This window comes from Granulosicoccus antarcticus IMCC3135 (assembly GCF_002215215.1).
GTDB lineage: Bacteria > Pseudomonadota > Gammaproteobacteria > Granulosicoccales > Granulosicoccaceae > Granulosicoccus > Granulosicoccus antarcticus.
The window spans coordinates 1,965,887-1,992,260 of sequence record NZ_CP018632.1 but is presented as its reverse complement, the minus strand read 5'-3'; the positions used below and the strand labels follow the sequence as shown (position 1 = coordinate 1,992,260).

Sequence of the window (26,374 nt, the reverse complement as noted above, 5' to 3'; positions counted from 1 at the left end):
CGTCTTAGCTCTTTGCGTTCTTTTGCTTGACGGCCGGCTTGATGATAACGTCGCTGCCATCGGCGCCGGGCACTGCACCCTTAATGAGAATGACTTCACGACCCTCATCGATTCGTACCACTTGCAGGTTTTGTGTAGTGCGACTGACTGCACCCATATGTCCTGCCATTTTCTTGCCTTTGAACACTCGTCCTGGCGTCTGGTTCTGACCGATTGAACCGGGCGCACGATGAGACAGAGAGTTACCGTGAGTGGCATCCTGCATCTGGAAGTTATGACGCTTCACACCACCGGCAAAACCTTTACCGATACTGGTGCCTGATACGTCTACTTTCTGGCCGAGTTCAAAGATCTCCATGCCAAATTCGCCACCTACTTCGAGGTCGCTACCTTCTTCGCCTTCAAGACGGAATTCCCAGAGACCACGTCCAGCACCAACGCCAGCTTTGGCGAAATGGCCAATCTGCGCTTTGCTCAAATGAATGGCTTTCTTTTCACCGGTAGTCACCTGAACGCTGACGTAACCGTCACGTTCCATGGTTTTTCTAGCAGTGATTCGGTTTTTCGCTACTTCGATGACCGTAACAGGCGTTGAAACGCCCGTGTCGTCGAATACACGCGTCATGCCCAGTTTGCGGCCAACTACACCAAGAGTCATCGTTTTCTCCCACATACTCAATAACGTCCAAAACAGCACGCACAGTGGGACCACTCGCCATCCCCCCATGTGGTGCAGATCGCTTGGCGGCGAACTGTTTATCGGGGGTTGATTTGTAGCCGAGCCGTGCAGCCCGGAACGAAGTAATACAACCGAAATAAATACAAAACTCAGCGGGGTGACCACGCCGAGTTGGTTAGTGCACCACTATAACACCTAAATATCGCTATCGCTACCCTTACGATCGCCTTTTTACCAATACCGGTGTTATGGATGCGCTCATCAGGTGTAATCCTGAAAATACAGACTCAGAGATTGCCGTCAGAGCGAGGTATTGCGGCAATGCTACCGCATTCTTTAATCTTTCTCAGCTATTCATGAACGTGGCACACATAATCTACGCCGTATTGCCGATAGCTGAATCAACCTCATCAACCCGTGAAATCTGGACTGAAACCATGACAGATAGTGTCGGCTGCCCTCTTCCAGTCAATGATCCCGTATTCCAGCACTATCACGACACTGAATGGGGACACCCGATAGACTGCGATCAGCTGTTCTTCGAGAAAGTATGTCTCGAGGGATTCCAGTCAGGACTCAGCTGGCGCACCATCCTGCATCGAAGGCCCGCGTTCAGAGAGGTGTTCAAGGGATTCGACATTTCCCTTGTCGCACAGTTTACTGATACTGATGTAGACAGACTGATGCAGGACGCTCGCATCATTCGAAACAGGCGCAAGATTCGATCAACAATCAACAATGCGCAATGTGCACTCGCTCTTCAGGATGAGGTTGGGTCTATCGCAGGCTTCTTCTGGCAGTTCGAGCCGCCAGCTGCGCAACGTCCCGCCTGCGTGACGCGTGACTGGCTGGAGGTCAATCCGACATCCATAGAATCCACGGCCCTGAGCCAGGCCCTGAAACGGCGTGGCTGGAGCTTTGTCGGCCCGACTACCATGTATGCGTTGATGCAGGCACTGGGAATCGTCAATGATCATGTGTCTGATTGCCACTGCCGACAACCCGTTGAACAGGCACGGAAAACGTTCAAGCGTCCGTTGTGCGATCCTCAGAGCTTAGAATGCCAACATGCTGAGCCAACTGCGCAAGCAACCATTCTAGATGTCTGAGCGCACATACCCCAGTGAACTTGTCAGCAACTCCCTTGTATACGGCTGGGTTGCATTGTTGCTGCGTAAATCTTCCACTGACAGCATCTCCACAATTTCACCACTTTGCATGACAGCCACCGACTCACACAGGTGGCCGACGACAGCCAGATTGTGAGACACCATCAGATAGGTCAATTGACGTTGCTCGCGCAGATCACTCAACAGATTGAGAATTTCTGCCTGTACCGAAACATCCAGGGCTGACGTCGGCTCATCCAGCAATAAAATAGATGGCTCTGCAGCAAGGGCACGAGCAATAGCAACTCGCTGACGCTGCCCGCCCGAGAGCTGATGCGGATAACGAAACCGGAACTGGCGACCCAGACCGACATCCTCCAGCAGACTGACAATGCGACCGTCTATATTATCCAGCTTGTGCAATGAGAGTGTTTCGCTCAGCACCTGATCGACCGAATGACGTGGATGCAATGACGCATAGGGGTCTTGAAACACCATTTGCACCGTGTTGTAGAACGACCGGGAGCGCTGTTTGCCCAACGTTTCTCCGGCAACCTCTAAAGTTCCTGACCAGGTATTGACCAACCCTGTCAGTGCTCGCAGGATAGTCGACTTGCCGGAACCACTTTCACCGACAAGACCAACCGAAGCACCGGCGGGTACCTTCAGGCTCACATCCTTCACAGCCTGCACACGATCATGATGCTGACCGAACCAGACATTCAGCTGGTCTATGACGATACCGTCGCTCATGAGCTTTGTTTAACCAGATTGCCTGCCGGATCTGCATACCCACGACCTGCAAGAACAGCCGACTTCTGAAAAGGCTTTCTCACCCGGCGTCCCTCCACGCAGGATCACGCTGAAGCACGGATAAGCGCTTGCTGGGTGCATCCAGTCTGGGTAATGAATCAAGCAACCCCTGAGTGTAGGGATGCTTGGCTTGGTATAGCTCATCCGCTCGACAGGTTTCCACCACCCGTCCACCGTACATGATCAGTACCCGATCACAGAAAGAGGAGACCAGATTGAGATCGTGGCTGATGAAAATCAGTCCCATCCCCCTCTGTGATACCAGCTTGTCCATGATATTGAGCACTTGCATCTGCACCGTCACATCCAGTGCCGAGGTCGGCTCATCAGCAATCAGAATACGTGGGTTCGGAATAAGCATCATGGCGATCATCACGCGCTGCCCCATACCTCCGGATAACTCGTGCGGGTAGGCATTGAAAACACGCTCCGGATCACGGATAGCTACCGCATCAAGCATGTCCAGCGCCTTCTGACGGCGCTCACGACGGCTGCTTCGATCGTTTTGTCGGTAGGCCTCAACAATCTGCGCACCGACTGTCATCACCGGGTTCAGAGAAAACTTGGGATCCTGCATAACCATGGAGATTCGCTGACCGCGTACCGCACGCATAGCTTTGTCGCTCATGGCGAGCAGATCATCGCCCTCAAGCGACATTCGGGCAGCACTCATCTTTCCGGGCGGTCGAATCAGGCGCAATATGGCGCGGCCAGTCAGCGACTTCCCTGACCCGGACTCACCCACGATCCCAAGACGCTCATGACCCAGAGAGAACGAGACACCTCGCACAGCATCGAACACACCATTACGTGTCGGGAAAGAAACCTTGAGGTCTTCAACTTCCAGCAAATTCATGAGGCACCACTCTTCGGATCCAGAAGATCACGCAGACCATCACCCAGCAGATTGAATGCAAGGCTCACAACAAATATGGCAATACCGGGGATAGTGGCAACCCACCAGAAATCCAGTATGAAACGGCGCCCTTCCGCTATCATGGCGCCCCATTCGGGCGAAGGCGGGCGTGCGCCCAGCCCCAGAAAGCCCAGGCCGGCTGCCGCCAGAATGATCCCAGCCATATCCAGTGTGATACGTACCACCAGCGATGCGATGCACAGTGGCCAGATATGACGCGTAATGATACGTAGCGCCCCCGCCCCCTGCAGCTTGACGGCACTGATGTAGTCAGAGCGTCGAATACTGAGAGTCTCGGCACGCGCAATACGCGCATAGGGCGGCCATGCTGTCAGAGCAATGGCTAGCACAGCGTTTTCAATACCCGCACCCAGTGCCGCAACGAATGCCAGCGCCAGCACCAGCCTTGGGAACGCCAGAAAAATATCCGTGAATCGCATCAGCACGATGTCCACCCAACCGCCCAGATAGCCAGCAACGGTACCGATCAGCAAACCCAGGACCGGGGCAATCAAGGCCACCAGGCCCACAATATACAAGGTGATTCTTGAGCCATGGATCAGCCTGCTGAGGATATCTCGCCCCAGAGAATCGGTGCCCAGCAAATGCCCTTCAGCACCCATGGGCTGAAGACGACCAGCCAGATTCTGCTCGAAAGGATCGTGTGGACTGATCCAGGGGGCGAACACAGCAATAAGCAGCAGCAGGATCAGTATGAACAGACCCAACAGTGCAAGACGGTTGGTCTTGAATTCCTGCCAGCCGTGGTAGAGCGCTGCCACGCGAGCCTGCAGTCGTGATTCAGGACTATCGCTGTTGAGCCAACTTTGCAGATTACTCACAAGGCATCATCACGGGAGCGTGGATCGAAGAAGGCATAAAGCAGATCAGAGAAAACGTTGAGACACACAAATACAAGTCCGATGACTACCGTGCCTCCCAGCACCGCATTCATGTCTGCCGACAACAAGGCGGTAGTGATATAGCTGCCTATTCCCGGCCAGGCAAAAATGATTTCAGTCAACACCGAGCCTTCAAGCAGGCTGGCATAACTCAGGGCAATCACGGTGATCAGCTGCACCTTGATGTTACCGAATGCGTGGCGCGTGATGACGGTCCATTCCGAAAGACCCTTGACGCGCGCGGTAGTGATGTATTCCGACCCCAACTGTTCCAGCATGAAGGAACGTGTCATGCGGCTGATATAGGCCAGACTGTAATAGCCCAGAATACTGGCAGGAAGAACGATATGACTGAGAGCATCGCGAAATACGTCCCACTGACCATCAAGCGCACTGTCTACCAGAATCATGCCGGTGACGACAGGCACGATATCCACATAGAAAATACCGACACGACCCGGGCCTCCAACCCACCCTAGCACGCCGTAAAATACCAAGAGACCTACCAGGCCCAGCCAGAAGATAGGCATGGAATAGCCCACCAGCGCAACGACGCGGGTAATCTGATCGATCCAGGAATCTCGCTTGACGGCACTAATGACACCCAGCGGCACACCGATCAGAACTCCCATCAAGGTCCCCAGTGTCGCAAGCTCCAGTGTGGCTGGAAAGACGCGCTTGATATCTTCCAGAACCGGGCGAGAATTCAACAGGGATTGGCCAAAGTCTCCATGGATGACGTCCCACAGGTAGACAAAGAATTGAACCAGCAAGGGTTTGTCCAGCCCCATGGCCAGATAGGCGGCATCGTACACCTCCTTGCTCGCACGCTCTCCCACAATTGAGAGTACTGGATCAATGGGCATGACACGGCCGATGATGAACGTTACGAACAGCAGGCCGAGCATGGTTACCAGAATCATGCCCAGCGTGCTCAATACCCGAACACCTGTCCTCATCCACCACTGTGAGCGTGGTGGACGAGAGGCCGCGGATAAAGATTGAGAGACCGGCTCGTTCATATTGACAGAAGCCCCCTGTCCAGAACTCTGTTCAGGAACCTGTCCAGGAATCTGCCCAGGATACTATCCAAAGCCCTGTCTCGAGCCGATCCGTTCAATAGCATAATGACCAGATGACCTATTTAGAGACAGGCCAGTAAGCAGACGCTGTTACAGGACCACCAATGGTGAAGTTCTGTACTTTCGCCTGACGTCCGCTCTGCTCAGTCTTCTGGAACATGATCACAAAAGGCGCAGTCGCCTGAAAGTCACGTTGCAACTGTTCGTACATGGCTCGACGCTTGTCGTTATCACCCTCAACCACAGCTTCTTCGACAACAGCGGTAAACGGACCCGGATCCCATGCGTTTCGATACGCCAGGAGGCCTGTTGCCTGTGCTTCGTCCGAGTTGTCAGGATTGAAGGCAAAAGTACCCGCATTGGTCTGTGGATCAGGGTAATCCGGTCCCCAGGCACCCAGATACATATCCAGTTCACGTGCTCGAAAGCGGGTCAGAATCTGTTTGCCGGTTCCGACTGTGATGTTCATCTTGATACCCGCCTGAGCAAAGGTATTCTGCAATGACTGGGCGATCTCGATACGCTCTTGTGCTTCACGTACACCGGCCTCGAACTCGATATTCTCTACACCCGATTCAGCCAGCAGTGCCTTGGCCTTCTCCAGGTTGAAGCTGTATGGCTTGTCCTCAATGGCTCCCAGGTAGGTCGCTGGCAGAAAGCTTTGATGCACGCGCCACTGCCCTTTCAGGAAGCTGTTTTCCATACCGTTATAGTCGACCAGGTACTTGATCGCTTCAATGACCTTGGGGTTGGAGAGTTGCTCATTCTTCTGGTTGAAGGAGATGTACATGAGGTTGCCCTTCAGATCGGTATCGACAGCCACCTCTTCATTACCTTCCAGTCCTGCGACATCTTCAGGATTCAGATTACGCGCAACGTCAACATCGCCTTTTTCCAGCAGCAGACGCTGCGTGGTGGATTCCTGAATGTGCTGCACGATAACCCGCTTCATGCCGGGCTCACCCAGGTAAAAATCGGGGTTTGCAGCCAGCGTGTAGGATTCGGATGGCTTCCAGTTAACAAGCTTGTAGGCACCGGATCCCGCTGAATGGGTAGCCAGCCAGTCATTACCCAGATCCCCTTCCTTCTCGTTTTCCATGACCAGGGCTTTTTCAACAATAGCGCCAATCGTGGATGTCAGGCAGTTGAGTACGAAAGAGGTGGCGTATTTCTTGTCAGTCGTGATCGTCAGTGTATTGCCGTCGGCAACGATCGTCTCTTCAACATTTTCCGGCGTGAAACCAAACTGCGTGAGAATGAACGCCGGAGTCTTGTTCAATTTGATGACCCGTTGCAGTGAAAATGCAGCGTCTTCAGCGGTCACTGGATTACCTGAGTGGAATTTCACCCCTTCACGCATCGTGAAAGTGATGGATTTACCATCCTCCGAGACTTCCCAGCTCTCTGCCAGATCTGGCTGATAGCCTGCATCCAGGTTCAAAGGGTCGAAGTTGACCAATTTTCCATAGATGTTGTAGTTAACGTCAGCACCGGCAAACTCGAATGATTGAGCCGGATCCAGCGTGACTATGTCATCGATGCGGTGCGCAATAACCAACATGTTATCGGGGGTAGCAGCCTGCAAAGTGCCGCCCATACCCACTGTCGCGCACAGCGCCAGAGAGAACAGTGATTGCTTGAAAAATACACGCCGTCGTAACGGCTTGCTGAAATTACTCGTCATCTTTCTGCGATCTCCTTCGTTTCAATTCATTGGCGAAAGCCAATGTGTATGGTCAATCCTGGGCATGCCAGGTTTCTTCAAGAACCCTGAACCAGTTGCCGTGGCACAACTTGGCAATCAACGTTTCGCCGTAGCCATGTTGTTGCATGGCTGCGACCAGCTTAGGTAAACCACTGGCATCCTGTATATCTTCGGGTATCTCCGCTCCATCGAAATCCGAACCTAAGCCTACACTGTCCTCACCTACAAACTCAATCAGGTGATCCAGATGTCGCAACATCTGCTCAATCGGCACATCCTTCAGCATGCGCCCATCTTCACGCAAAAAGGCTGAGGCGAAATTCAACCCGACCATTCCGCGACTTGCCTTGATCTGCTCCAGCTGGTCATTGGTCAGATTGCGAGCATGCTTGCACAAGGGGTGAGCGTTGGAATGAGTGGCTACCAAGGGGTGTCGGCTGAGCCGTGCCACATCTTCAAAGCCTTTCTGATTAAGGTGCGACAAGTCAACCAGGATACCCTTGGTATTGCAGCGCCTGATCAGCTCCAGGCCAAGATCCGTCAGCCCCGCACCAATGTCGGGCGTTGCGGGAAAACGGAATGGCACACCCTCGCCAAAAACAGTCGGACGACTCCAGACCGGGCCGAGCGAACGCAGACCGGCTGCATACAGAACATCCAATGCATGAAATTCGGGATCAATAGCTTCACAACCTTCCAGGTGGAGCACTGCTGCCAGACGATCTGTCTTGAAACACTGCCGCAGAGACTTCACTGAGGTGCAGATTTCAACAGCGCCCAGCTCCTGTAAACGCATGAGGATGGCTGCCTGCTGCATAACCACATCCAGGGCTGCGCGGCGCTCAACCAACTCGGGCAAGGGCACGTCATACTTTGCCTGCGTCATCATTTCCTGATAGTCGACACCGGTGGAGGGCGAGGCCACCCACATAGCAAAGAAGCCACCACCCAGATTACCTGCCGCAGCTTTCTGAAGGTCGATATCAAAATCAGTACTGCCAAGAAAGGATTCGGCAGCGGCAACACCACCAGCCGTCATCAGCTTGCTCAGTACATCGTTATGTCCGTCAAACACACGGCCTGAGGAATTGACATGATTACTACCTGCCATGAAGTGTTCCAATCATCTATGTTGCTGGTCTTCAACCCAGCATAGCACTGCGATGCCTCCTCAATGAGCCCCTACCCTCGCTGCTCGCGCAGATAGGTCTCCCCCAGCCTGAGCGTATTGCTGACGAAGTCTGCGCGCAGTTGCTGCACGACATCGACTTCGGGATGGGTTCCCATCCAGGCACATAGAGACAGGCGCCTGAGCATTACAAGCGTGGGGATCACGGCCACCTGCTCTTCATCCAGGGCTCGGTGGCGGCGATAACCGCACAACCAGGCCTTCAGTAAACGAGGTACTTGTGAATGATCTTCCATGAAACTGATGGCAGCGGCAAAATCAAACAGATACCAGCCAATGCCGCAGTCATCGAAATCAATCAGGCGAGTCTCTTCTTCATGAATGAGCAGGTTGGCCAGACGCATGTCACCGTGGATAAGACCAAAACGATCAGCCGTACTCCCATACGCCAGCAGTCTTTGCACCACGACTACCTGCACCTGCTCAAGACACGCTTGCGCCTTGTCACTCATGCCAGGCGCATCTCGCCAGTCACCCCAGGTAGGCTTATCACCAAATACGGCATCCAGATCCCAGACCAGCCTCTGAAATTCCGTTGGCCGCTGCCAGGCTATGGCGTGTAAATGCATACAGGCGGCCATAGCACCCAGCGTCTCGAACATGACCTCATGGTTCTCACCAAATTGCGGTTCAACGCCCTCCAGGTATTCGAACATCACCAGATATCGGGGCGAGGCCTGCTTGCCTGGTAGGAGTGCCTGGATTGTCTGGCCATCACGCCCGGCGACGATGGTCGGTGTAATGATCGAACCTTGCCTCTGCAATGCTTGCATCCATGCCAGCTCACTCTCGATGGCCAGACGTGTGTGATACCCAGATCGATGAAGCCTGAGGATAGAGCGATAACCGCAACTGCCTTCTATCAGGTAGGTTCTGTTTTCAGAAATATTGATCAGACGCAGCGTCACCTTCGCAGGCAACTCCCAGTTGACCAGAGCGTCACGAACGCTCTGGTCAATACTTTCACAATCAAGCTCCATCAGATCGTATAACCGAGCCTGCAAATGGCATCAGCTAATTTGCGCATTGTGCACTCGTCTCTGTACCAACATGCTGCCGTTGAATTGATGGATGCTCTTTGCACCGGCCAGCAAGGCCAGATCCAGCAAAGGCTCAACCAGCACCACAGTCAGATAAGCAGCACCAAAGGACGAGATCTGCACCAGATTTTCGGCACCAAAACCATTGCCATAGACAGCCCAGAACCCCACCCATACGACGATTCCGCCCTGATAGGCCAGGGACAGTTTGAATGCCTGTGCATAACTGATATCAACATAGGCTGTCCGTGCCGGAATGATGCGGCGGGCCAGCGCATTGGCAGCAAACAAGGGGATCAACAGAGTCGTTACGTTCATGCCGTACTGAGGTAAATCGGGGGCTGCAAACAAGACACCCTGAGCCAGCAAACCAACCATCAGACCTACCGCGGCAGGTGCAATGCCGAAGAGCAATAACAAGCTGGTTCCCAGAATCAAATGAACTTCCGACACACCCACGGCGTAGTGAGGAAACAGCTCGAAGAACATGAAAACCAACACACTGGCGATGCCACTCCTCAAAATCAACGGTAACCAACCGTTCTCATCAACCGCCTCTTTCAGGTGCTTGACTGCGATGGCGATCGATACCGCCACCGTTCCATAACTCAACAGGATCTTCGATCCTTCCACAACTCCGGGTTCTATATGCATCTGCTTTTCCTGTAAAAATGTCAGGCTGTATACCTGCCGGGGGTTAGGGTTGCATTGACATCAACCCAATGACTGGCATGCGTGTATTGCGCATGCCATAGTTCAGCCAGCCGCCTGATACGTCCTAGCGGCAGATGGCCAGATTCAAAATCCACTACATGGCACTCATCCACATGCCGGGGCAACGGCGGCAAGGGATCGTAGCGTCCATCACTCAGCAACCACAATGTTCGAGGCTGTCCAAGCTGTTTTTTCTCGCTATGCAGAAGGCGTTCAGCCTGCTGTACGGCGGCTGTCACGGGACTGCCTCCACCACCCCTTATCGCTTCAATCCAATCTACATTTGATACCGAGACGCGTTGCGCATGCTGCAGCATCTGAACGGACTCTCCGCCAAAACCAATAACGGCAAGCCTGTCACGTTGACGATAAAGCTGTTTACTGAGCGCCAACAAGATACCTTTTGCCAAGGCCAGCTGCCCCCCGCGCATCATCGATGCAGAACAATCCAGCAGCACACAATGCAGAGCATCAGAACCCTGTGCTTCCTGCTTGAAGCGCAAATGTTCGACTCCCAACCTGGCCGTGCGTTTGGCCGCAAGGGTGCGCGGCCAGTGAATGCGACGGCTTGTCGTCATAGTCCGTTGCCCGGACTTGTGCTTGCTTCGCACTGACTGTCCGCCTCCGGCAACCGTACCGGTACCGGATGCCGGACGCATCAGGACTTTTTTCCGTTCGGTGCCCCATTTTGTACTGCTGGCCAGGCGACCTGACGAGTGGCTACAGCCTGTGCAGGCATTGCCCCCCATTGAGCATCCTCGTCAACGCTTGAGCTCGCCTCCGCCATCGAATTTGAATCCTTACTCGAATTAGCACTCTCACTCGATCCTGCCCCCTCACTCGAACCTGAATCATCACTCGATCTCGACTGCGATTCCTGGCTCGCCCCGGATTCGCGCGATTCGGCTGGGCCCCCGGAGGCAGATTTGTCCGCAGTTGACTGCCCTGAGCTCCCTGCTTGTGCAGCATCATCAATCGTATCCGACTCGCATGAGTTTCCGGATGCCTCGGCGCCACCTTTACGACGATGTGCGAGAACCATATCAGCGACCGCATCGATATCTTCATCGGTAATATGCAGACGCCCTTTCAAAGCCGCCATGGCCCGGCTGGCTCGCAACATCACCAAGTCAGCCCGTACACCATCCACCTGCGCTTCATGGCATTTTCGAGCCACTCGCGCGTAGTCATCATCAGTGAAGACTATCTGGCTCAAACTCTGCCGGGCAGACACCAGCTGTGCAATACGTTTCTGTTGTTGATCCGCATAGTGCAAATTGAAAGCAACGGGATCGTCATCAAAAGCCATTCGAGAACGCACAATGCGCTGGCGCATGTCCATCGAGATCGACGCATCGGCATTGACGAACAAGCCAAATCTGTCGAGTAGCTGCGGACGCAACTCACCTTCTTCCGGATTCATCGTGCCGACCAGTACTATTTCTGCTGCATGCTGATGAGAAACGCCATCGCGTTCGACGCGATTCATGCCACTACTGCAAACATCCAGCAGAAGGTCTACCAGCATGTCCGCCAGCAGGTTGATTTCGTCGACATACAGCACACCCCTGTGGGCACGTGCCAGCAAACCTGGCCTGAAACTGGATTTACCCTGCTGCAGCACAATGTCCAGATCAAGTGATCCGGCCAGATGCTCCTCACTGGCTCCCAGCGGCAAATTCACAAAGGCCCCCTCAGGCAGAATCTCAGCCAAGGCTCGCGCACTCGTGGTCTTGGCTGTGCCCCGTGCACCTTCGATCAGAACCCCGCCAATGCGAGGATCGACTGCAATCAGCAGCAATGCCAGTTGCAGCCCTGCCTGGCCATGCAAAGCACTGAACGGATATGTCATCAATCCCGTGCCCTGCAGCTCTGTCGCAAGCTCACTATTCATTCGGAACTCCCTGCGTCCTGCATGTCACGGGTGACGGCCTTGCTTGCGCCACCGCCTTCCAGTTGCTGCTCTGCCGCTAGCAAGTGCCGCTCAATGCTTTGCCTGTAATCACCCGGTTGCTGCCACAAACCACGCTCCATCGCTTCCAGAAGACGTTCGCAGATCTCATAAAGCGCATCAGGGTTGTACTGCTGAAGAAACTGGCGAGTATCGTCATCTTCGACATAGGCATCAGTGACCCGCGCATACTGATCATCGCGAACCACCCGCGCCGTTGCATCATAGGCAAACAGATAATCTACTGTTGCGGCCATCTCGAAAGCACCTTTGTAGCCGTGCCGCTTCACACCATCAATCCATTTTGGATTGGTCACACGTGAACGCACGACCCGACTGATTTCTTCATCCAGAGTGCGGATAGCCGGTGACATCGGGTTACTGTGATCACCAAACATGACGCTGGGTTGCTGCCCACTCAAATGCCGGACCGCGGCGGTCATACCCCCGTGAAACTGGTAATAGTCATCTGAGTCCAGGATGTCATGCTCACGATTATCCTGGTTGTGCATAACCAGTTCCAGGCTGCTCAGGCGTCGAGCGAACGTATCACGGACATCGGTTCCATGATCGTTCTGCCCATAGGCATAACCTCCCCAGTTCAGATAGGCCTTGGCCAGGTCGGCATCATCTGTCCAGTTTTTCTGATCGATAAGGCCTTGCAAACCTGCGCCGTAACTGCCCGGCTGCGCACCAAAAACCCGATGACCCGCCTGCGTCCGAGCCTCATCCTGAGTCAGGCCTTGCGCTACCAGCTCTGCTGTTTCACGCATGACACGCTCGCGTATCGGATTGACCGATGCAGGCTCATCCAGCTCGGCAACCGCTTGTACCGCAGCATCAAAGAGACGCATAACTGAGGCAAAGGCGTCACGAAAGAAGCCGGAGACTCGCAATGTGACATCGATACGAGGACGATCAACGACCGACATGGGAAGCACTTCAAAACCACAGACCCGATGACTGCCATCAGCCCATTTGGGGCGGACACCGATCAACGCGAATGCCTGCGAGATATCATCACCACCAGTGCGCATGGTTGCAGTCCCCCAGACAGACAAACCAATCGCTCGCGGATAATCGCCATGATCCTGCAGATAGCGTACGAGCAATTGCGCCGCCGAACGTTCTCCCAGGCCAAAACTTGTCATGGTAGGTATCGCACGGGTATCAACCGAATAGAAGTTTCGCCCTGTCGGCAGCACATCCGGCCGGCCACGCGACGGCGCACCGCTGGGGCCAGCAGGCACAAATCGGCCGTTCAGGCCACGGCCAAGCTGTAGCAACTCCTGCTCCCCACAAGCATCGAGACTCGGTTTCAGGCGCAAGCGCAAGCGGGACATGACAGCAGAGGTACGAACCCAATCAGCTTGCAGCAACGAGTCAGTTTTTCCATGCTCACTCTCTCCTGGCTCCTGACAATCGGCCTCGATCAGTTGCGTGGCAAGCATTTCCAGTCGCTCCCGGGTATCGCCGCGGGTACGCCAGGGATCGCTCGTACATTCTTCTAAAACCGCGGGGCGTGCGCCCTGCCAGACCAGGCCCCAGTCGTCTGCTACCAGAGGATCAAAACTGGCACCTAACTGCAAGTCGAACACCAGAGCACGAATCAGGCTCTCATCCCCGCCTTCACCATTGGCGACCGGATAGCGCGCCAGCGCAAGTAAGGTATCCCGTCTCAAGCGACCTGTTGGAGACTCTCCAAAGATATGCAAACCATCCCGTATCTGACTCTCCTTCAGTTCGCACAAATAGGCATCGATACTGGTAAGCAGTGCCTGCTCCTGTTGCGCATCATCGGGAACACAAAGATTGACATCCTGATGCAGATCGTGCTCGACGATATGCGCCAGCACCTGCGTACGCAGAAGCTCCGCACGACGATAATCCAGTTGCAGAGCCTCGTAGTATTCATCGATCAGACGTTCCAGGTCGCGTAAGGGACCATAGTTTTCAGCTCGGGTCAGAGGCGGCATCAGATGATCGATGATGACCGCCTGGGCACGGCGCTTGGCTTGTGAGCCCTCGCCCGGATCATTCACAATGAAAGGGTATAAATGCGGCATGGGACCCAGGATCAGATCAGGCCAGCATTGTTCGCTCAGAGCGATACTCTTGCCGGGCAACCACTCCAGACTGCCGTGCTTGCCGACATGCACAATGGCATCGCTTTGCCAATGTTCCCGGATCCAGGCGTAAAACGCCAGATAGTGATGAGGGGGTATGAGGTCAGGATCATGATAACTGGCCATATGATCAAGCTCATAGCCACGAGCCGGCTGAATACCGACAAAGACTTTCCCGCAGCGTAACCCCGCAATCATGAACCTGCCCTGTCGCAGCATGGGGTCCTGTTCCGGCAATCCCCAGCGATCAATCAAGGCCGTGCGATTGACCTCCGGCAAGGTGTCGAAGAATGCCAGGTAGTCAGCCAAGGCCAGGCTCTGACGCGCGGGTCGCAGCGCCCATTGCGCGGGATCGTTTGTAATGCCTTCCTTGAGCTGTTCCATCAACGCCTGCCCCGTCTGCGGCAGTTCGTCAACACCATAGCCATCCTGCTGCAGGCGTCGCAGAATATTCACAACCGATGCAGGAGTATCCAGCCCCACTCCATTTCCGAGGCGACCTTCGCGGGTCGGATAATTGGCCAGAATCAGAGCCAACCGTTTATCAGCGGTGGGCAAGACTCGCAATCGACACCAGCGCTGTGCCAGCCTGGCGACAAAATCCAGACGTTCGCCATGTGCCTGATAGCCGACAATATCGCACTGGGTATATTCGCAGCGACGCTCCAGTCCTTTGAAACTGACGGCACGTGTGATGATACGTCCATCGACTTCGGGCAACGCGACATGCATGGCAATATCGCGCGGCGACAGGCCTTGCGTATCAGCTTCCCAGCCCTCCTGATTGCCACCTGACAGAATAACCTGCAGGACCGGCACATCACCCAGTAAAGCGTGATCCCCCGGATCATCCATGGAGGATTGCGAGAATGCCGTCGTGTTCAGAATCAACGCCACTTCATGCTGCTCACACAGACTGGCCATGCCTTCCATACACTCCGCATCCTTGAGAGAGGCCAGCGCCAGCGGCAAGGGGTTCAGACCTTGTGATTGCAAGGATTTGCACAACTCCAGAAACACGGACACATTTCCAGACTGCAGGTGTGCACGATAGAACAGAATCGCAACGCAGGCAGCGCCGGGAATCCAGACGTCTTCCCAGTGCTGCACGCTTGCCTCTGTTTGAGGGGGTGGAAGAATGCTCAGCGCGGGTAATACTCTGGGCGGCTGAATCGGGGCAGTTTGTGAGAAAAACTGATTGCCCAGCAAACGGTAGAAGTTGCGTGCGTTTTCAACACCGCCCTCGCGTAGATAACGCCACAGCTGACGACACAAAGGCATGTCGACCGTGCTTTTCATCAGCAGGTTGCCATCCTCAGTGTTATCACCAGAGAACATGATCAGTGCAATCGATCTGGACTCACACAATTCAACTATTCGATCTACTGCGTAAGGCCAGTACCCCTCTCCTCCCAGCAAATCGATGACAATGACTTTTGCGAACTGCAGAATCTGATCGATATACAGATCCACCGACGCTGGCTGTCGCAGATACATCTGGTTGGTCAAGCGCACAACAGGATAGTCGGCAGCCCCATGCTCATGACAAGCCAGAGGGTGGGCCGCCGACAATAATGCAAGCGTGGTATCTGCCGCACTCAGAATGATGAGTTCACCGGGCTCTTGATCGATACGCGTGATAATCGACGCATCTTCGACCCATGCGCCTGGTTGAGAGGACAGAAGATGCATCAGACAGCCTCGGTACGAACCACTTGTGCAGGATTCGCAGAATCGTCGCCAGCGCTAACTTGAGAAGGTTCTGCAACGGCTTCCAACAACGCCGCTCGCAATTCACTTTCAACCAGATCATGACCAATCAGTACAATCTGCGTCTCCGGTGTTTCCTGTGCTTCCCAACGTCGGTCAAAATAGCTATCAAACCGACGCCCGACGCCCTGCACGACCATGCGCATGGGCTTTCCTGGCAGAGCTACAAATCCCTTGATGCGGTACAGGACATTCTGTTCAACAAGTGTTTGCAGAATTTGCATCAAACGCCCTTGATCAACAACCGGAAGCTTGATGACAAGCGAATCGAACTGATCATGATCATGGTCATGGTCGTGGTCGTGGTCGTGGTCGTGGTCGTGGCTTTCATCATGATGCTGATGGCCAGGCCGCTGGTTGATTGTTTCTTCCGAAGCATTTCCCAGCCCCAGCAACAGATCTATCGAAACCTGACCATGATCACTTGCCAACAGCTTGACCTGCGCTGGCAACTGCTCTCTGACCAGCAGCTCGACCTGCTCACGTACGGACTGCTCAACAAGATCGGTTTTCGACAGAACAACAAGATCCGCTGCCAGTAACTGATCTTCAAACAACTCATGCAGAGCGGACTGATGATCAAGGTTCGGGTCTGACTCACGCTGCTGTTTGACCGCATTCGGGTCATTTGCAAACTGCCCTGCGGCAATTGCAGGTACATCAACGACTGTTATCACAGCATCCACGGTAAACGCGTTCCTGATCTCAGGCCAGTTGAAGGCCTGAACCAACGGTTTTGGCAATGCCAGACCCGAGGTCTCGATCACCACATGATCGATCTGGTCGGCGCGCTCCAGCAACTGCTGCATGACCGGATAGAATTCCTCCTGAACCGTGCAACACAGACAACCATTGGATAATTCATAGATGTTGCCTGGCTGTTCATTACCCGACTCATCACAACCGATGCTGCAACGGTTCAGAATGTCGCCATCAATTCCCAGCTCACCGAATTCATTGACAATCACCGCAATTCTTCGCCCTTCGGCGGATTCGAGCATGTGTCTGACCAGGGTTGTCTTGCCACTGCCCAGAAAACCGGTGATGATGGTTGCAGGTATTTTCGCTGTATTTGTCATGAAACATCTCGCTGATTATTAGTGGCGAATTCGATGGGCGGGATTCGAGCAACGAAGTGTCCCTTGATCCCCTGGGGCCATTGCTTGAAAGGTACTTGTCCGGTATCAGACACCCGATAACCCGCTGCAAAATCCAGCAAGGCTTCTGCGCTGTCTGTATCCGGTAAAAACTCGCCAAACACATAGCTGTACTTGCCCTCTTCGTGCAGAGCAGCGGAACAGGAACGCTGGCAAGACATCAGGCATTTGGTGCGTTGCAACTGCATCGCCGGCATTTCTGTCTCACTCAGACTGCGTGCCCGAAGGACTTCTTCAACTCGATCAGCAAAGTGTTCGCCGGGACGCCTGCCCTCAACACTCTCGGCCTGCTGTCCACAGGTAATGCAAACTACGACGGTTATCATTTAAAGGTGATCTCTTTAGGCAAATCCGGGGTTGAGGCCGGAGCGGTAATAACAGGTGGCATCTCTGGCGTCGAACTCTGCCAGGGAACGATATAGGGTTGATCACGGTACTCGCCGTGAATGGCCTGCACCCGATAGACTTGCTGGAGGTTATCGGGCGTGAGCACGGTTCTCGGGGTGCCGTTGGCTACCACTTGCCCCTCGTGCAGCAACAGTAACTGATCGCAAAATCGACTGGCGAGTGTCAGGTCGTGCAGAACGACGATGACGACCCGTCCCTGCCGACTTTGCATCTGCAGCAGTTCCATTACCTTCAACTGATGAAAGGGGTCTAGCGAGGCACAAGGCTCATCTGCCAGAAGCACACCTGCATCGACCGCCAGAGCACGTGCCAGCCGTACCCGTGCCAGCTCTCCACCTGACAGTTGATCCAGATAGCGCGTACTCATGTTCCACAGCCCGGTTTGCTCCAGAGCCTGACGCACAATCTCATCATCATTGTTCGGTTGAGCAGTCTGTTGCCTTGCCCGCCGTGACCAGCTCAGACTATCGCGCCGATGTGGCAAACGCCCCAGCATCACGAAATCCTGCACATTCATTGGCCAGGCAACTTCTCCACTTTGCGCCAGATACGCTAGTCGTCGCGCCCGCCACAATGCGGAGACCTTTTCCAGCTTGTAGCTGTCGAGAACAACATCACCACTATGCGGTATCAACTGTGCGATGGCCTTGAGCAAGCTGCTCTTGCCAGCACCGTTGGGACCAATCAAACCAAACAAGGTGCCGCCAGCGATATCAAGGCTGATGTCATCAACCCGTGTTCTACCCTCATGGCGCACACTCAGCGAATGCACTTCAAGGCGCTTCATCGGATGCCTCGAGTATGAGTGCGCATGATCAGCAACAGAAAAAATGGCGCACCAATCAGCGATGTAACGACCCCCAGCATCAGTTCGAAATCCTGACTGACCAGCCGCAACACGATATCAGCAGCCAGCAGTAAAACAGCGCCTCCAAGCGCACTGGCGATCAGTAGTCGAGCGGGGTGATAATGGGTAGCCTTGCGCAGCATATGAGGCACCACCAGGCCAATGAAGCCTATCGCTCCGGCTACCGCGACACTGGCTCCGACGCAAAGTGCTGTGCCGATGATGACCATAAGGCGCAGGCGTACCAGATTCACCCCCAGGCTCGCCGCTTCCTCATCGCCCAGCGTAAGCGCATTCAGACCACGTCCACTAGCCATCAGAATACACAGCCCCGCCAGCACAAATGGCAGACACAGCAGGATGTCATCAAAGCTGCGATCAGCAATAGAACCCAGCAACCACAGAACGATATCCTGAACATCGGTGGGCGTAGGTGCAAGATTGATGGCAAGCGATATCAGAGCGCCGGTCAGTGAAGACAGACCGATACCGGCTAGTATCAGTACCAGATTGCCGGATGAACGACGTGCAAACAGAGCAAGCAGAAGCGTTGATGCAGCGGCAAACACCATGGCCGAGACCGGCAGTAACCAGAGGTTCAATCCGGAAAGACCAAAGTAGAGACATAAAACGGCCCCCAGACTGGCACTGGCACTAACCCCCAGAAGTCCGGGATCGGCTAGAGGATTTCTGAGTAGTCCCTGCAATGCAGCTCCGGACATGCCCAGTGAGCTGCCCACCAGCACCGCGAGCAAAGCCCGGGGCAGGCGTATCTCTGTCACGATGATGTGATATCGGGTTTGCAGGTCTGTTTCTGACAACAAATCATCCACAGAGGTGGACGAAGCCGTGCTGAACAGGGCTGACATCACATCAGCTACGGACAATGGCAATGGTCCGATGGTCAGAGACCACACTGTCAACACAAGTAGTGTCAGCAACAGGGTGCTATTCAATAGAACGTCACGCCCCACCGTCATGGCTGAGCCCCTTGAGCCGGGATACCAGACTGCGAGCTCAGCTCGCCAGCCAGCTTCTCCACGGTTTCCACCTGCCGCCAGTCACTACACCCCGCATCCAGATTGCTGAGTGACAACACCGGCTTGCTGAACAGCAAGTCACGCAACAATGGATGTCGAATCACACCAGATCGAGCAAGTGATGTGTCGTGTTCGGTACGACTGAGCATGAATGCATCGGGGGGATCAAGCACGATCGACTCGAGAGATACCCGACCCCAGCCTGTCACGCCGTATTCGCTAGCCTTGTTGCTCACGGCAAGTGCCTGGAACAAGGCATCTATAAAGGTACCTGATGCGGCCGTCCCACCATTACCTCTCAGGTAGAGTGCACTTCGAGCCGCAGACGATGCTTCCACCTGTTGTAAGCGACGTTGTGTATCAGCGATCAGTTCAGCCGCTCTGGCACCACGACCAATAGCCTCACCGATCTGCTCCAGACTGTCAAAAATACTCGCCCAGTCTTTCGGGTACGGCACGTTGATAATATTGATACCAAAGCGTTCGAACAAACGCACCTGATGTTGTGCCTGCCAGCGCCGGGACGCCAGAACGATATCCGGTTGACTGGCAATCACCTCCTCGGCACTGGCCTGATTACTGGCAAAATTTCTGGCTAATGAGGCCTGCGAGGAGCGTTTCGGGTCTTGCGACTGGTATGAGAGCGAGACGATCTGCGATGCATCAGCCAACCCCAGCAACAGCATATCGGCACACAGATTGGTAGACATGACTCTGGGCAGGCGCTGCTCACTGAGCAAGGCTGGCTTTATCACGGTCGCATCACGGCCAGGTGCTTGCAGCATTGATTCCGTCGTCGACGAAGCCGACGATAGTGACCCTGCCGTCGCCGTAGCATGCAATCCGAGTGTGAGCACTAACGCAAGTGGTGCTATTCCAGTCGTCCAACAACTGACAAATGTCACACACTCAGCCACGCAAGCACCTCGATGAACGAGTGCTTCGGGCGCAGTATCGTGAGCATTCATCATCCTGCCCTCTCCTCAGAAATCGATACCTGGCTGAGCTTTTACACCGGCTTTGTAGGCATGTTTGCGATCTGCGATCTCGCTGATTGTGTCTGCTATTTCATGTAGTTCCGGCCGAGCGGCGCGACCAGTGATAATCACCGTCTGACCTTCCGGTCGAGCGCGGATGGTCGAGAGCACATCCTCCATATCCAGAAATTTGTACTTGAGCATATAGGTCAGCTCATCGAGCAACACCAGTTGCACAGACTCATCTTGCAGCAGACGCCTGGCATGAGACCAGGCCTCATCGGCCGCCGCTTTATCGGCATCCCAGTTCTGTGTGTTCCAGGTAAAACCCGTTGCCATGGCGTGGTACTGCACAGTGGCAAGTCCCATGCATTGCTGCAAAAAAGTGACCTCACCAGTAGACTGCGTGCCCTTGATGAACTGCACGACACCACACTGATGCCCGTGGCCCAATGCCCGATAGACGGTGCCGAAACCAGAGGTGGTCTTACCCTTGCCGTTACCGGTAATCAGAATGACGATACCGCGTTCAATCTGGGCTTTTTCGATGCCCGCATCCACAACAGCTTTCTTGCGCTGCATGCGTTCGCTGTGTTTCTGTTTATCTTGCTCTTCCATTTCCGATTCCCATTGACGCATCGTCGAGGTCCGGGGATTTCGCAGACAGATAGAGAATACAGGCTATTTCGCTGGAGCCACTGACACCTTCAGGTACCAGTCAATCAATCACTCCACTACCTGAACTGTATCGTCGGCCGCGCTCACACCCCGGAGCAAATACCAAGTACTTCGATTGTCAGGCAGGTCTTCTGGCTTACCTTCTACCGGATAACGTCGCCTTCCCAAGTGGTTTGCTCCAAGGCCAAACACTCAGTGGCAACTGACGTATCCGTCAGGTTTACAGCAGCGGGGGCTGCGCCGGAATTGAACGATATATTGCATCGATCGTCACCGGACTTCCCATTTCACCCTGACACACAAGCGTATGCCAGAGAACCCGAACGCGAGCATGGTTGCACGCATTCTGCAAGACGTCAATCAGGTTTTGATGACCGGGCGGGCAATGGTTATTCGATTAAAACGAGAATCAGTTTGAAACGTATTACTCCCGACCAAGCAGTGCCAGCCGTACAGTGTCTCAATAACCCAGATCAAGCCATGCAAGCAATACCAGTAGTACCAACATCCACACCATCGCATAGGCATAGACCAGCAGTCCTTGGTGCAACTCGGGGGCACCGGGGCTAGCACCTTCGGCATTCAACCAGGGCTCTTCACTGATGCCTTCCTCATAGACCCTCGGACCTGAAAGCTTGATCTTCAGTGCAAAGGCCATGGCAGATTCGGGCCAGCCGGCATTGGGTGAGCGATGATGTCGAGCCTGCATCGCCAGAGAACGAAAGGAGCAGACCCTCCCTCCTGCCAACCAGATCAGCAATGCACTCAGCCTGGCAGGCAACCAGTTGACGACATCATCCAGTTTGGCGGAGAAACGCCCAAAATCCAGATACCGAGTGGATTTATGACCGATCATTGAATCCAGAGTGTTTATTGCCTTGTACGCGGCCAACCCGGGCAAGCCAAACAGGACACCCCAGAACAACGGTGCTACAACACCATCGGAGGCGTTCTCCGCCAGGCTCTCCAAAGCGGCACCAGCGATACCCGACTCTTGCAAATCTGCTGTCCTTCGGCCAACGATCAGACTGAGCGCTGAGCGCGCCTCACTCACATCGGCACGTAATAACGGACGGCTGACCGCCGCTACATGAGCATAGAGACTGCGGGTGGCCAACAAGCTTGAGGCAATCAGTGCCTCCAGCATGAACCCTGCAAGGGTATCTGGCAGTAACCAGACCAACAACAGCGCTACCAGGGTGGTGACGATGACAACCAGCAACGCTGTCAACATACCCAGCAACTGGCGCGCAAGAGGCAATGATCCCTCTCGATTCAGGAGTCGTTCCAGCCGGTTAATCATCCAGCCAATCCAGACTACAGGGTGCCGAATAGCGGCAAATAGCGATGGGGGCCAACCCAGACACAATTCGGCCACCATGGCCATCAGCATCAACATGCCGTCAAATCTCCGGTTGTATCGACATTCATCAATTCCCAAAACCAGAAAAGGCCCGCCGAAGCGAGCCTTTAAAGGAAATGTCGAACAAACAGATCTAGCTATTAAGCCAACTTGATCTGAACGTCAACACCAGCGGCCAGATCCAACTTCATCAGAGCATCTACCGTTTTTTCTGTTGGATCAACAATATCCATCAGACGCTTGTGAGTACGCAGCTCGTACTGGTCGCGCGCGTCTTTGTTGACGTGCGGAGAAACCAGGATAGTGAAGCGTTCTTTCTTGGTAGGCAAAGGAATTGGACCCAGAACACGGGCACCAGTACGCTTGGCGGTTTCAAGAATTTCTTTCGCAGAACGGTCGATCAGACGGTGATCGAATGCTTTCAGACGAATTCGGATTGTTTGACTGGCTGCCATAATGTATTACTCGATTATCTTCGCAACAACGCCGGCACCAACGGTACGGCCACCTTCACGAATCGCAAAACGCAAACCGTCTTCCATCGCAATCGGGTTGATCAGTTCAACAACGATTTTCACGTTGTCACCCGGCATTACCATCTCAGTACCTTCTGGCAATTCAACCGCACCTGTTACATCCGTTGTACGGAAGTAGAACTGTGGTCGGTAGTTGTTGAAGAATGGCGTATGACGGCCGCCTTCATCCTTGCCCAGTACGTAGATTTCTGCCTCGAACTTCTTGTGAGGGTTGATTGTCTTCGGCTTGCACAGTACTTGTCCACGCTCGATATCTTCACGCTTGGTACCACGCAGCAAGATACCTACGTTGTCGCCAGCTTCACCTTGATCCAGCAACTTGCGGAACATCTCAACACCAGTAACTGTCGTCTTGGTGGTGTCACGGATACCGACAATCTCGATTTCCTCACCAACCTTGATGATGCCACGCTCGATTCGACCTGTTGCAACTGTTCCACGACCCGAGATAGAGAACACGTCCTCTACAGGCATCAGGAAAGGCAGATCAACAGGACGATCAGGCATTGGAATGTAAGTATCCAGCGCATCAATCAGCTTGTCGATAGAAGGACGTCCGATTTCAGTCATGTCACCTTCGATCGCTTTCAGAGCTGAACCGGTGATGATTGGCGTATCGTCGCCAGGGAAATCGTAGCTGTCGAGAAGCTCACGAACTTCCATTTCAACCAGTTCAAGCAACTCGGCATCATCAACCATGTCTGCCTTGTTCAGGTAGACAACGATGTAAGGAACGCCTACCTGACGAGCCAGCAGGATGTGCTCGCGAGTCTGTGGCATAGGGCCATCAGCAGCCGAACATACCAGGATAGCGCCGTCCATCTGAGCAGCACCGGTGATCATGTTCTTTACATAATCCGCGTGTCCCGGGCAATCTACGTGAGCGTAGTGACGGTTCTCGGACTCATACTCAACGTGAGCTGTAGCGATAGTGATACCGCGAGCTTTCTCTTCCGGCGCGTTATCGATCTGGTCGTATGCGCGTGCAGCACCACCGAACTTCTCTGCCTGGCAGATAGTCAGTGCAGCTGTCAGTGTGGTCTTACCGTGATCGACGTGGCCAATAGTGCCTACGTTGACATGCGGTTTATTACGTTCGAATTTTTCCTTAGACACTTAAGTTCTGGCCTCGTTTTCGATTGATCGCCCATGCGATCCCTGGTTTCACAGACCGGTCTCAGGTCTTGAATAGGGTCTGGGCTGCGGATGATACAGTATTAATGACTACATTTAGTAAGGCTAACGATGCAGTACTGCATCAACCACCGCCTGAGGTGGTACTTCATAACTCTTGAATTCCATTGAATACACCGCTCTGCCCTGCGTGGCGGAACGTAAATCTGTGGAATACCCAAACATCTGTGCCAATGGTACCTCGGCGCGGATAACCTTGCCACCCGGCTGTTCATCCATGCCAACTACCACACCACGGCGACGATTCAAGTCTCCCATTACATCCCCCATATAATCTTCCGGGGTAACAACTTCTACATTCATGACCGGTTCCAGCAGAGTCGGATTGGCATCGTTCGAACCATTCCTGAATCCCATGGATCCGGCAATCTTGAAGGCAATTTCGTTCGAATCAACATCATGATAAGAACCGTCGTACAAGGTTACTTTCAGGTCTACCATCGGGTAGCCGCCCAGCACGCCATTGGCTAACGCGTCCTCAACACCTTTCTGTACTGCTGGAATGTACTCTTTCGGTACCGTTCCACCAACAATTTCACTGACAAATTCAAAGCCGCTTCCGCGCTCCAGAGGCTCCATACGCAACCAGACATGACCATACTGACCTGTACCACCAGTCTGACGTATGAACTTGCCTTCCGCTTCCACCGTTTTGCGAATGGTCTCACGATAAGACACCTGAGGTTTACCGACATTAGCCTCAACGCTGAATTCCCGCTTCATGCGATCAACAATGATGTCCAGATGCAGCTCACCCATACCACTGATAATGGTTTGGCCCGAATCATCATCCGTTCGAACTCTGAACGAAGGATCTTCCCTGGCAAGACGCCCCAGAGCTGCCGCCATCTTATCCTGATCAGCCATCGTCTTCGGTTCAACAGCCACAGAAATGACCGGTTCGGGGAATTCCATGCGCTCAAGAGCAATCGCTTGCCTCTGCTCGCACAATGTATCTCCGGTACCAACTTCTTTCAAGCCCACAGCCGCCGCAATATCGCCAGCGTGAACTTCCTTGATTTCTTCTCGGTTATTGGCGTGCATCTGCAACAAACGACCAATACGCTCTTTTTTGCCACGCAGTGGATTGAAAACCATGTCGCCGGTTTTTACCACACCCGAATAGACCCGCAGAAAAGCCAACGAACCGACATAACTGTCATTTGCAATCTTGAACACCAAAGCCGCAAATGGCGCTTCGTCATTGGCAGGTCGCTCACCTATCGACTCATCACTCAACACGCCTTGCACAGGCTTTACGTCATCTGGCGCCGGCATGTAATCAACGATAGCGTCGAGCAACGTCTGAACACCCTTGTTCTTGAAGGCAGAGCCACATAACACCGGCACGACTTCATTCGCCAGCGTTCGCTTGCGCAAGCCTCTGCGGATATCAATCTCGCTAAGCTCACCCGACTCCAGATACTGATCCATCAGCTCTTCGTCAGCCTCAGCAGCAGCTTCCATCAACAAATCACGAGCTGCCGTGGCTTCATCAGCAAGCTCTTCGGGCACCTCACCGATGGTATATGTCAGACCTTGATCGGTCTCGTTCCACAAGATGGATTTCATGGAAACCAGATCGACGACGCCGGCAAATGTTTCTTCCGAACCAATTGGAATCTGTATGGCAACTGGATTGGCACCCAAACGTAAACGAATCTGGCCAAGCACACGATCAAAATCGGCCCCAATGCGGTCCATCTTGTTAACGAACGCAACTCGTGGAACCGAATATTTGTTGGCCTGTCGCCAGACTGTCTCGGACTGCGGCTCTACGCCTCCAACAGAATCGAAAACTGCCACGGCGCCATCCAGCACCCGCAAGGAGCGCTCGACTTCAATAGTAAAGTCGACATGTCCGGGAGTATCGATAATATTGATGCGGTGCTGCTGTCGCGACCCGTCCATGCCCTTCCAGAAGCACGTCGTAGCAGCCGAGGTAATGGTAATGCCTCGTTCCTGCTCCTGCGCCATCCAGTCCATCGTGGCGGAGCCATGGTGAACCTCACCCATTTTGTGAGACACACCTGTATAGAACAGGATTCGTTCAGTCGTCGTCGTTTTGCCGGCATCAATGTGAGCCATGATGCCGACGTTACGATATAGAGATATTGGTGTGATGCGTGCCACAGACAGAAAAGACTCGGGTCCAGACTAAAATTGCTTCACACCAAG

General features: G+C 53.9%; 23 protein-coding genes and 1 riboswitch. Of the genes, 1 reads left to right on the top strand and 22 read right to left on the bottom strand.

All coding sequences use genetic code 11. From position 1 onward, the window contains the following. Positions 1–4: 4 nt before the first annotated feature. Positions 5–658 carry a 50S ribosomal protein L3 gene (rplC, locus tag IMCC3135_RS08560; RefSeq protein ID WP_088921752.1) on the bottom strand — a complete coding sequence of 218 codons (654 nt, stop codon included), beginning with the start codon at positions 656–658 and terminating at the stop codon, positions 5–7. 377 nt (positions 659–1,035) lie between these two features. Between rplC and IMCC3135_RS08555 the strand changes: the two genes are divergently transcribed. Beyond that, positions 1,036–1,788 carry a DNA-3-methyladenine glycosylase I gene (locus IMCC3135_RS08555; protein ID WP_205737964.1) on the top strand — a complete coding sequence of 251 codons (753 nt, stop codon included), beginning with the start codon at positions 1,036–1,038 and terminating at the stop codon, positions 1,786–1,788. On the opposite strand, the gene IMCC3135_RS08550 is transcribed toward IMCC3135_RS08555, so the two are convergent. From IMCC3135_RS08550 to fusA, 21 genes are all read right to left on the bottom strand, one after another. Then, positions 1,777–2,541 carry an ABC transporter ATP-binding protein gene (locus tag IMCC3135_RS08550; protein WP_088917224.1) on the bottom strand — a complete coding sequence of 255 codons (765 nt, stop codon included), beginning with the start codon at positions 2,539–2,541 and terminating at the stop codon, positions 1,777–1,779. The genes IMCC3135_RS08555 and IMCC3135_RS08550 overlap by 12 nt on opposite strands. 79 nt (positions 2,542–2,620) lie before the next feature. After that, the gene (locus tag IMCC3135_RS08545) at positions 2,621–3,457 is read right to left on the bottom strand and encodes an ABC transporter ATP-binding protein (protein WP_088917223.1); all 837 of its coding nucleotides are present in this window, start codon (positions 3,455–3,457) and stop codon (positions 2,621–2,623) included. After that, positions 3,454–4,359, bottom strand: coding sequence for an ABC transporter permease (locus IMCC3135_RS08540; RefSeq protein ID WP_088917222.1), 906 nt, complete (start codon positions 4,357–4,359; stop codon positions 3,454–3,456). The genes IMCC3135_RS08545 and IMCC3135_RS08540 overlap by 4 nt, the downstream gene beginning before the upstream one ends. Continuing rightward, on the bottom strand, positions 4,356–5,441 hold the full coding sequence (locus tag IMCC3135_RS08535; protein WP_088917221.1) for an ABC transporter permease: 1,086 nt from the start codon (positions 5,439–5,441) through the stop codon (positions 4,356–4,358). Before IMCC3135_RS08535 ends, IMCC3135_RS08540 begins: the two co-directional genes overlap by 4 nt. Before the next feature lie 118 nt (positions 5,442–5,559). Then, the gene (locus IMCC3135_RS08530) at positions 5,560–7,185 is read right to left on the bottom strand and encodes an ABC transporter substrate-binding protein (protein ID WP_205737963.1); all 1,626 of its coding nucleotides are present in this window, start codon (positions 7,183–7,185) and stop codon (positions 5,560–5,562) included. A gap of 52 nt (positions 7,186–7,237) precedes the next feature. Then, positions 7,238–8,317, bottom strand: a complete 1,080-nt coding sequence (locus IMCC3135_RS08525; RefSeq protein WP_088917220.1) for a dipeptidase — start codon at positions 8,315–8,317, stop codon at positions 7,238–7,240. A gap of 71 nt (positions 8,318–8,388) precedes the next feature. Continuing rightward, the gene (locus IMCC3135_RS08520; RefSeq protein ID WP_088917219.1) at positions 8,389–9,375 is read right to left on the bottom strand and encodes a phosphotransferase enzyme family protein; all 987 of its coding nucleotides are present in this window, start codon (positions 9,373–9,375) and stop codon (positions 8,389–8,391) included. Between the two features lie 30 nt (positions 9,376–9,405). Next, entirely contained in the window at positions 9,406–10,089 is a 684-nt protein-coding gene (locus IMCC3135_RS08515) for an energy-coupling factor ABC transporter permease (protein WP_088917218.1), read from the bottom strand. Between the two features lie 20 nt (positions 10,090–10,109). Further along, entirely contained in the window at positions 10,110–10,808 is a 699-nt protein-coding gene (locus tag IMCC3135_RS08510) for a vWA domain-containing protein (protein WP_205737962.1), read from the bottom strand. Continuing rightward, complete coding sequence (locus tag IMCC3135_RS08505) at positions 10,808–12,043, bottom strand: magnesium chelatase ATPase subunit I (RefSeq protein ID WP_236994759.1); 1,236 nt, start codon at positions 12,041–12,043, stop codon at positions 10,808–10,810. Before IMCC3135_RS08505 ends, IMCC3135_RS08510 begins: the two co-directional genes overlap by 1 nt. Next, a complete protein-coding gene (cobN, locus tag IMCC3135_RS08500; protein ID WP_088917217.1) occupies positions 12,040–15,918 on the bottom strand; it encodes a cobaltochelatase subunit CobN in 3,879 nt (1,292 codons plus the stop codon). Before cobN ends, IMCC3135_RS08505 begins: the two co-directional genes overlap by 4 nt. Next, a complete protein-coding gene (gene cobW / locus IMCC3135_RS08495; protein WP_088917216.1) occupies positions 15,918–17,075 on the bottom strand; it encodes a cobalamin biosynthesis protein CobW in 1,158 nt (385 codons plus the stop codon). Before cobW ends, cobN begins: the two co-directional genes overlap by 1 nt. Further along, positions 17,072–17,479 carry a DUF1636 family protein gene (locus IMCC3135_RS08490; protein ID WP_088917215.1) on the bottom strand — a complete coding sequence of 136 codons (408 nt, stop codon included), beginning with the start codon at positions 17,477–17,479 and terminating at the stop codon, positions 17,072–17,074. The genes cobW and IMCC3135_RS08490 overlap by 4 nt, the downstream gene beginning before the upstream one ends. Next, positions 17,476–18,348: an ABC transporter ATP-binding protein gene (locus IMCC3135_RS08485; protein ID WP_088917214.1), complete on the bottom strand. Its 873-nt coding sequence runs from the start codon at positions 18,346–18,348 to the stop codon at positions 17,476–17,478. The genes IMCC3135_RS08490 and IMCC3135_RS08485 overlap by 4 nt, the downstream gene beginning before the upstream one ends. Further along, positions 18,345–19,388: a FecCD family ABC transporter permease gene (locus IMCC3135_RS08480; protein ID WP_088917213.1), complete on the bottom strand. Its 1,044-nt coding sequence runs from the start codon at positions 19,386–19,388 to the stop codon at positions 18,345–18,347. Before IMCC3135_RS08480 ends, IMCC3135_RS08485 begins: the two co-directional genes overlap by 4 nt. Continuing rightward, the gene (locus IMCC3135_RS08475; RefSeq protein ID WP_088917212.1) at positions 19,385–20,419 is read right to left on the bottom strand and encodes an ABC transporter substrate-binding protein; all 1,035 of its coding nucleotides are present in this window, start codon (positions 20,417–20,419) and stop codon (positions 19,385–19,387) included. Before IMCC3135_RS08475 ends, IMCC3135_RS08480 begins: the two co-directional genes overlap by 4 nt. Positions 20,420–20,431: 12 nt before the next feature. Further along, positions 20,432–21,043, bottom strand: a complete 612-nt coding sequence (cobO, locus tag IMCC3135_RS08470) for a cob(I)yrinic acid a,c-diamide adenosyltransferase (protein ID WP_088917211.1) — start codon at positions 21,041–21,043, stop codon at positions 20,432–20,434. 164 nt (positions 21,044–21,207) lie between these two features. Further along, positions 21,208–21,441, bottom strand: a riboswitch (cobalamin riboswitch). Positions 21,442–21,563: 122 nt separating this feature from the next. Continuing rightward, positions 21,564–22,502: an adenosylcobinamide-phosphate synthase CbiB gene (gene cbiB, locus IMCC3135_RS08465; RefSeq protein WP_088917210.1), complete on the bottom strand. Its 939-nt coding sequence runs from the start codon at positions 22,500–22,502 to the stop codon at positions 21,564–21,566. Between the two features lie 104 nt (positions 22,503–22,606). Then, positions 22,607–22,921 carry a 30S ribosomal protein S10 gene (rpsJ, locus tag IMCC3135_RS08460; RefSeq protein WP_088917209.1) on the bottom strand — a complete coding sequence of 105 codons (315 nt, stop codon included), beginning with the start codon at positions 22,919–22,921 and terminating at the stop codon, positions 22,607–22,609. A 6-nt stretch (positions 22,922–22,927) separates the two neighbouring features. Then, positions 22,928–24,118 carry an elongation factor Tu gene (gene tuf / locus IMCC3135_RS08455; protein WP_088917154.1) on the bottom strand — a complete coding sequence of 397 codons (1,191 nt, stop codon included), beginning with the start codon at positions 24,116–24,118 and terminating at the stop codon, positions 22,928–22,930. A 123-nt stretch (positions 24,119–24,241) separates the two neighbouring features. Then, positions 24,242–26,329, bottom strand: a complete 2,088-nt coding sequence (fusA, locus tag IMCC3135_RS08450) for an elongation factor G (RefSeq protein WP_088917208.1) — start codon at positions 26,327–26,329, stop codon at positions 24,242–24,244. Positions 26,330–26,374 lie beyond the last annotated feature (45 nt).

What these genes read in the sequence shown, in the direction of transcription:
- rplC (WP_088921752.1), bottom strand. Translation starts at nt 658, where the DNA reads ATGACTCTTGGTGTAGTTGGCCGCAAACTGGGCATGACGCGTGTATTC.
- IMCC3135_RS08545 (WP_088917223.1), bottom strand. Translation starts at nt 3,457, where the DNA reads ATGAATTTGCTGGAAGTTGAAGACCTCAAGGTTTCTTTCCCGACACGT.
- IMCC3135_RS08525 (WP_088917220.1), bottom strand. Translation starts at nt 8,317, where the DNA reads ATGGCAGGTAGTAATCATGTCAATTCCTCAGGCCGTGTGTTTGACGGA.
- IMCC3135_RS08515 (WP_088917218.1), bottom strand. Translation starts at nt 10,089, where the DNA reads ATGCATATAGAACCCGGAGTTGTGGAAGGATCGAAGATCCTGTTGAGT.
- rpsJ (WP_088917209.1), bottom strand. Translation starts at nt 22,921, where the DNA reads ATGGCAGCCAGTCAAACAATCCGAATTCGTCTGAAAGCATTCGATCAC.
- IMCC3135_RS08535 (WP_088917221.1), bottom strand. Translation starts at nt 5,441, where the DNA reads ATGAACGAGCCGGTCTCTCAATCTTTATCCGCGGCCTCTCGTCCACCA.
- cbiB (WP_088917210.1), bottom strand. Translation starts at nt 22,502, where the DNA reads ATGTTGATGCTGATGGCCATGGTGGCCGAATTGTGTCTGGGTTGGCCC.
- IMCC3135_RS08490 (WP_088917215.1), bottom strand. Translation starts at nt 17,479, where the DNA reads ATGATAACCGTCGTAGTTTGCATTACCTGTGGACAGCAGGCCGAGAGT.
- IMCC3135_RS08520 (WP_088917219.1), bottom strand. Translation starts at nt 9,375, where the DNA reads ATGGAGCTTGATTGTGAAAGTATTGACCAGAGCGTTCGTGACGCTCTG.
- cobW (WP_088917216.1), bottom strand. Translation starts at nt 17,075, where the DNA reads ATGACAAATACAGCGAAAATACCTGCAACCATCATCACCGGTTTTCTG.
- cobN (WP_088917217.1), bottom strand. Translation starts at nt 15,918, where the DNA reads ATGCATCTTCTGTCCTCTCAACCAGGCGCATGGGTCGAAGATGCGTCG.
- cobO (WP_088917211.1), bottom strand. Translation starts at nt 21,043, where the DNA reads ATGGAAGAGCAAGATAAACAGAAACACAGCGAACGCATGCAGCGCAAG.
- IMCC3135_RS08475 (WP_088917212.1), bottom strand. Translation starts at nt 20,419, where the DNA reads ATGATGAATGCTCACGATACTGCGCCCGAAGCACTCGTTCATCGAGGT.
- IMCC3135_RS08530 (WP_205737963.1), bottom strand. Translation starts at nt 7,185, where the DNA reads ATGACGAGTAATTTCAGCAAGCCGTTACGACGGCGTGTATTTTTCAAG.
- IMCC3135_RS08510 (WP_205737962.1), bottom strand. Translation starts at nt 10,808, where the DNA reads ATGCGTCCGGCATCCGGTACCGGTACGGTTGCCGGAGGCGGACAGTCA.
- IMCC3135_RS08480 (WP_088917213.1), bottom strand. Translation starts at nt 19,388, where the DNA reads ATGACGGTGGGGCGTGACGTTCTATTGAATAGCACCCTGTTGCTGACA.
- IMCC3135_RS08550 (WP_088917224.1), bottom strand. Translation starts at nt 2,541, where the DNA reads ATGAGCGACGGTATCGTCATAGACCAGCTGAATGTCTGGTTCGGTCAG.
- IMCC3135_RS08555 (WP_205737964.1), top strand. Translation starts at nt 1,036, where the DNA reads ATGAACGTGGCACACATAATCTACGCCGTATTGCCGATAGCTGAATCA.
- IMCC3135_RS08485 (WP_088917214.1), bottom strand. Translation starts at nt 18,348, where the DNA reads ATGAAGCGCCTTGAAGTGCATTCGCTGAGTGTGCGCCATGAGGGTAGA.
- IMCC3135_RS08505 (WP_236994759.1), bottom strand. Translation starts at nt 12,043, where the DNA reads ATGAATAGTGAGCTTGCGACAGAGCTGCAGGGCACGGGATTGATGACA.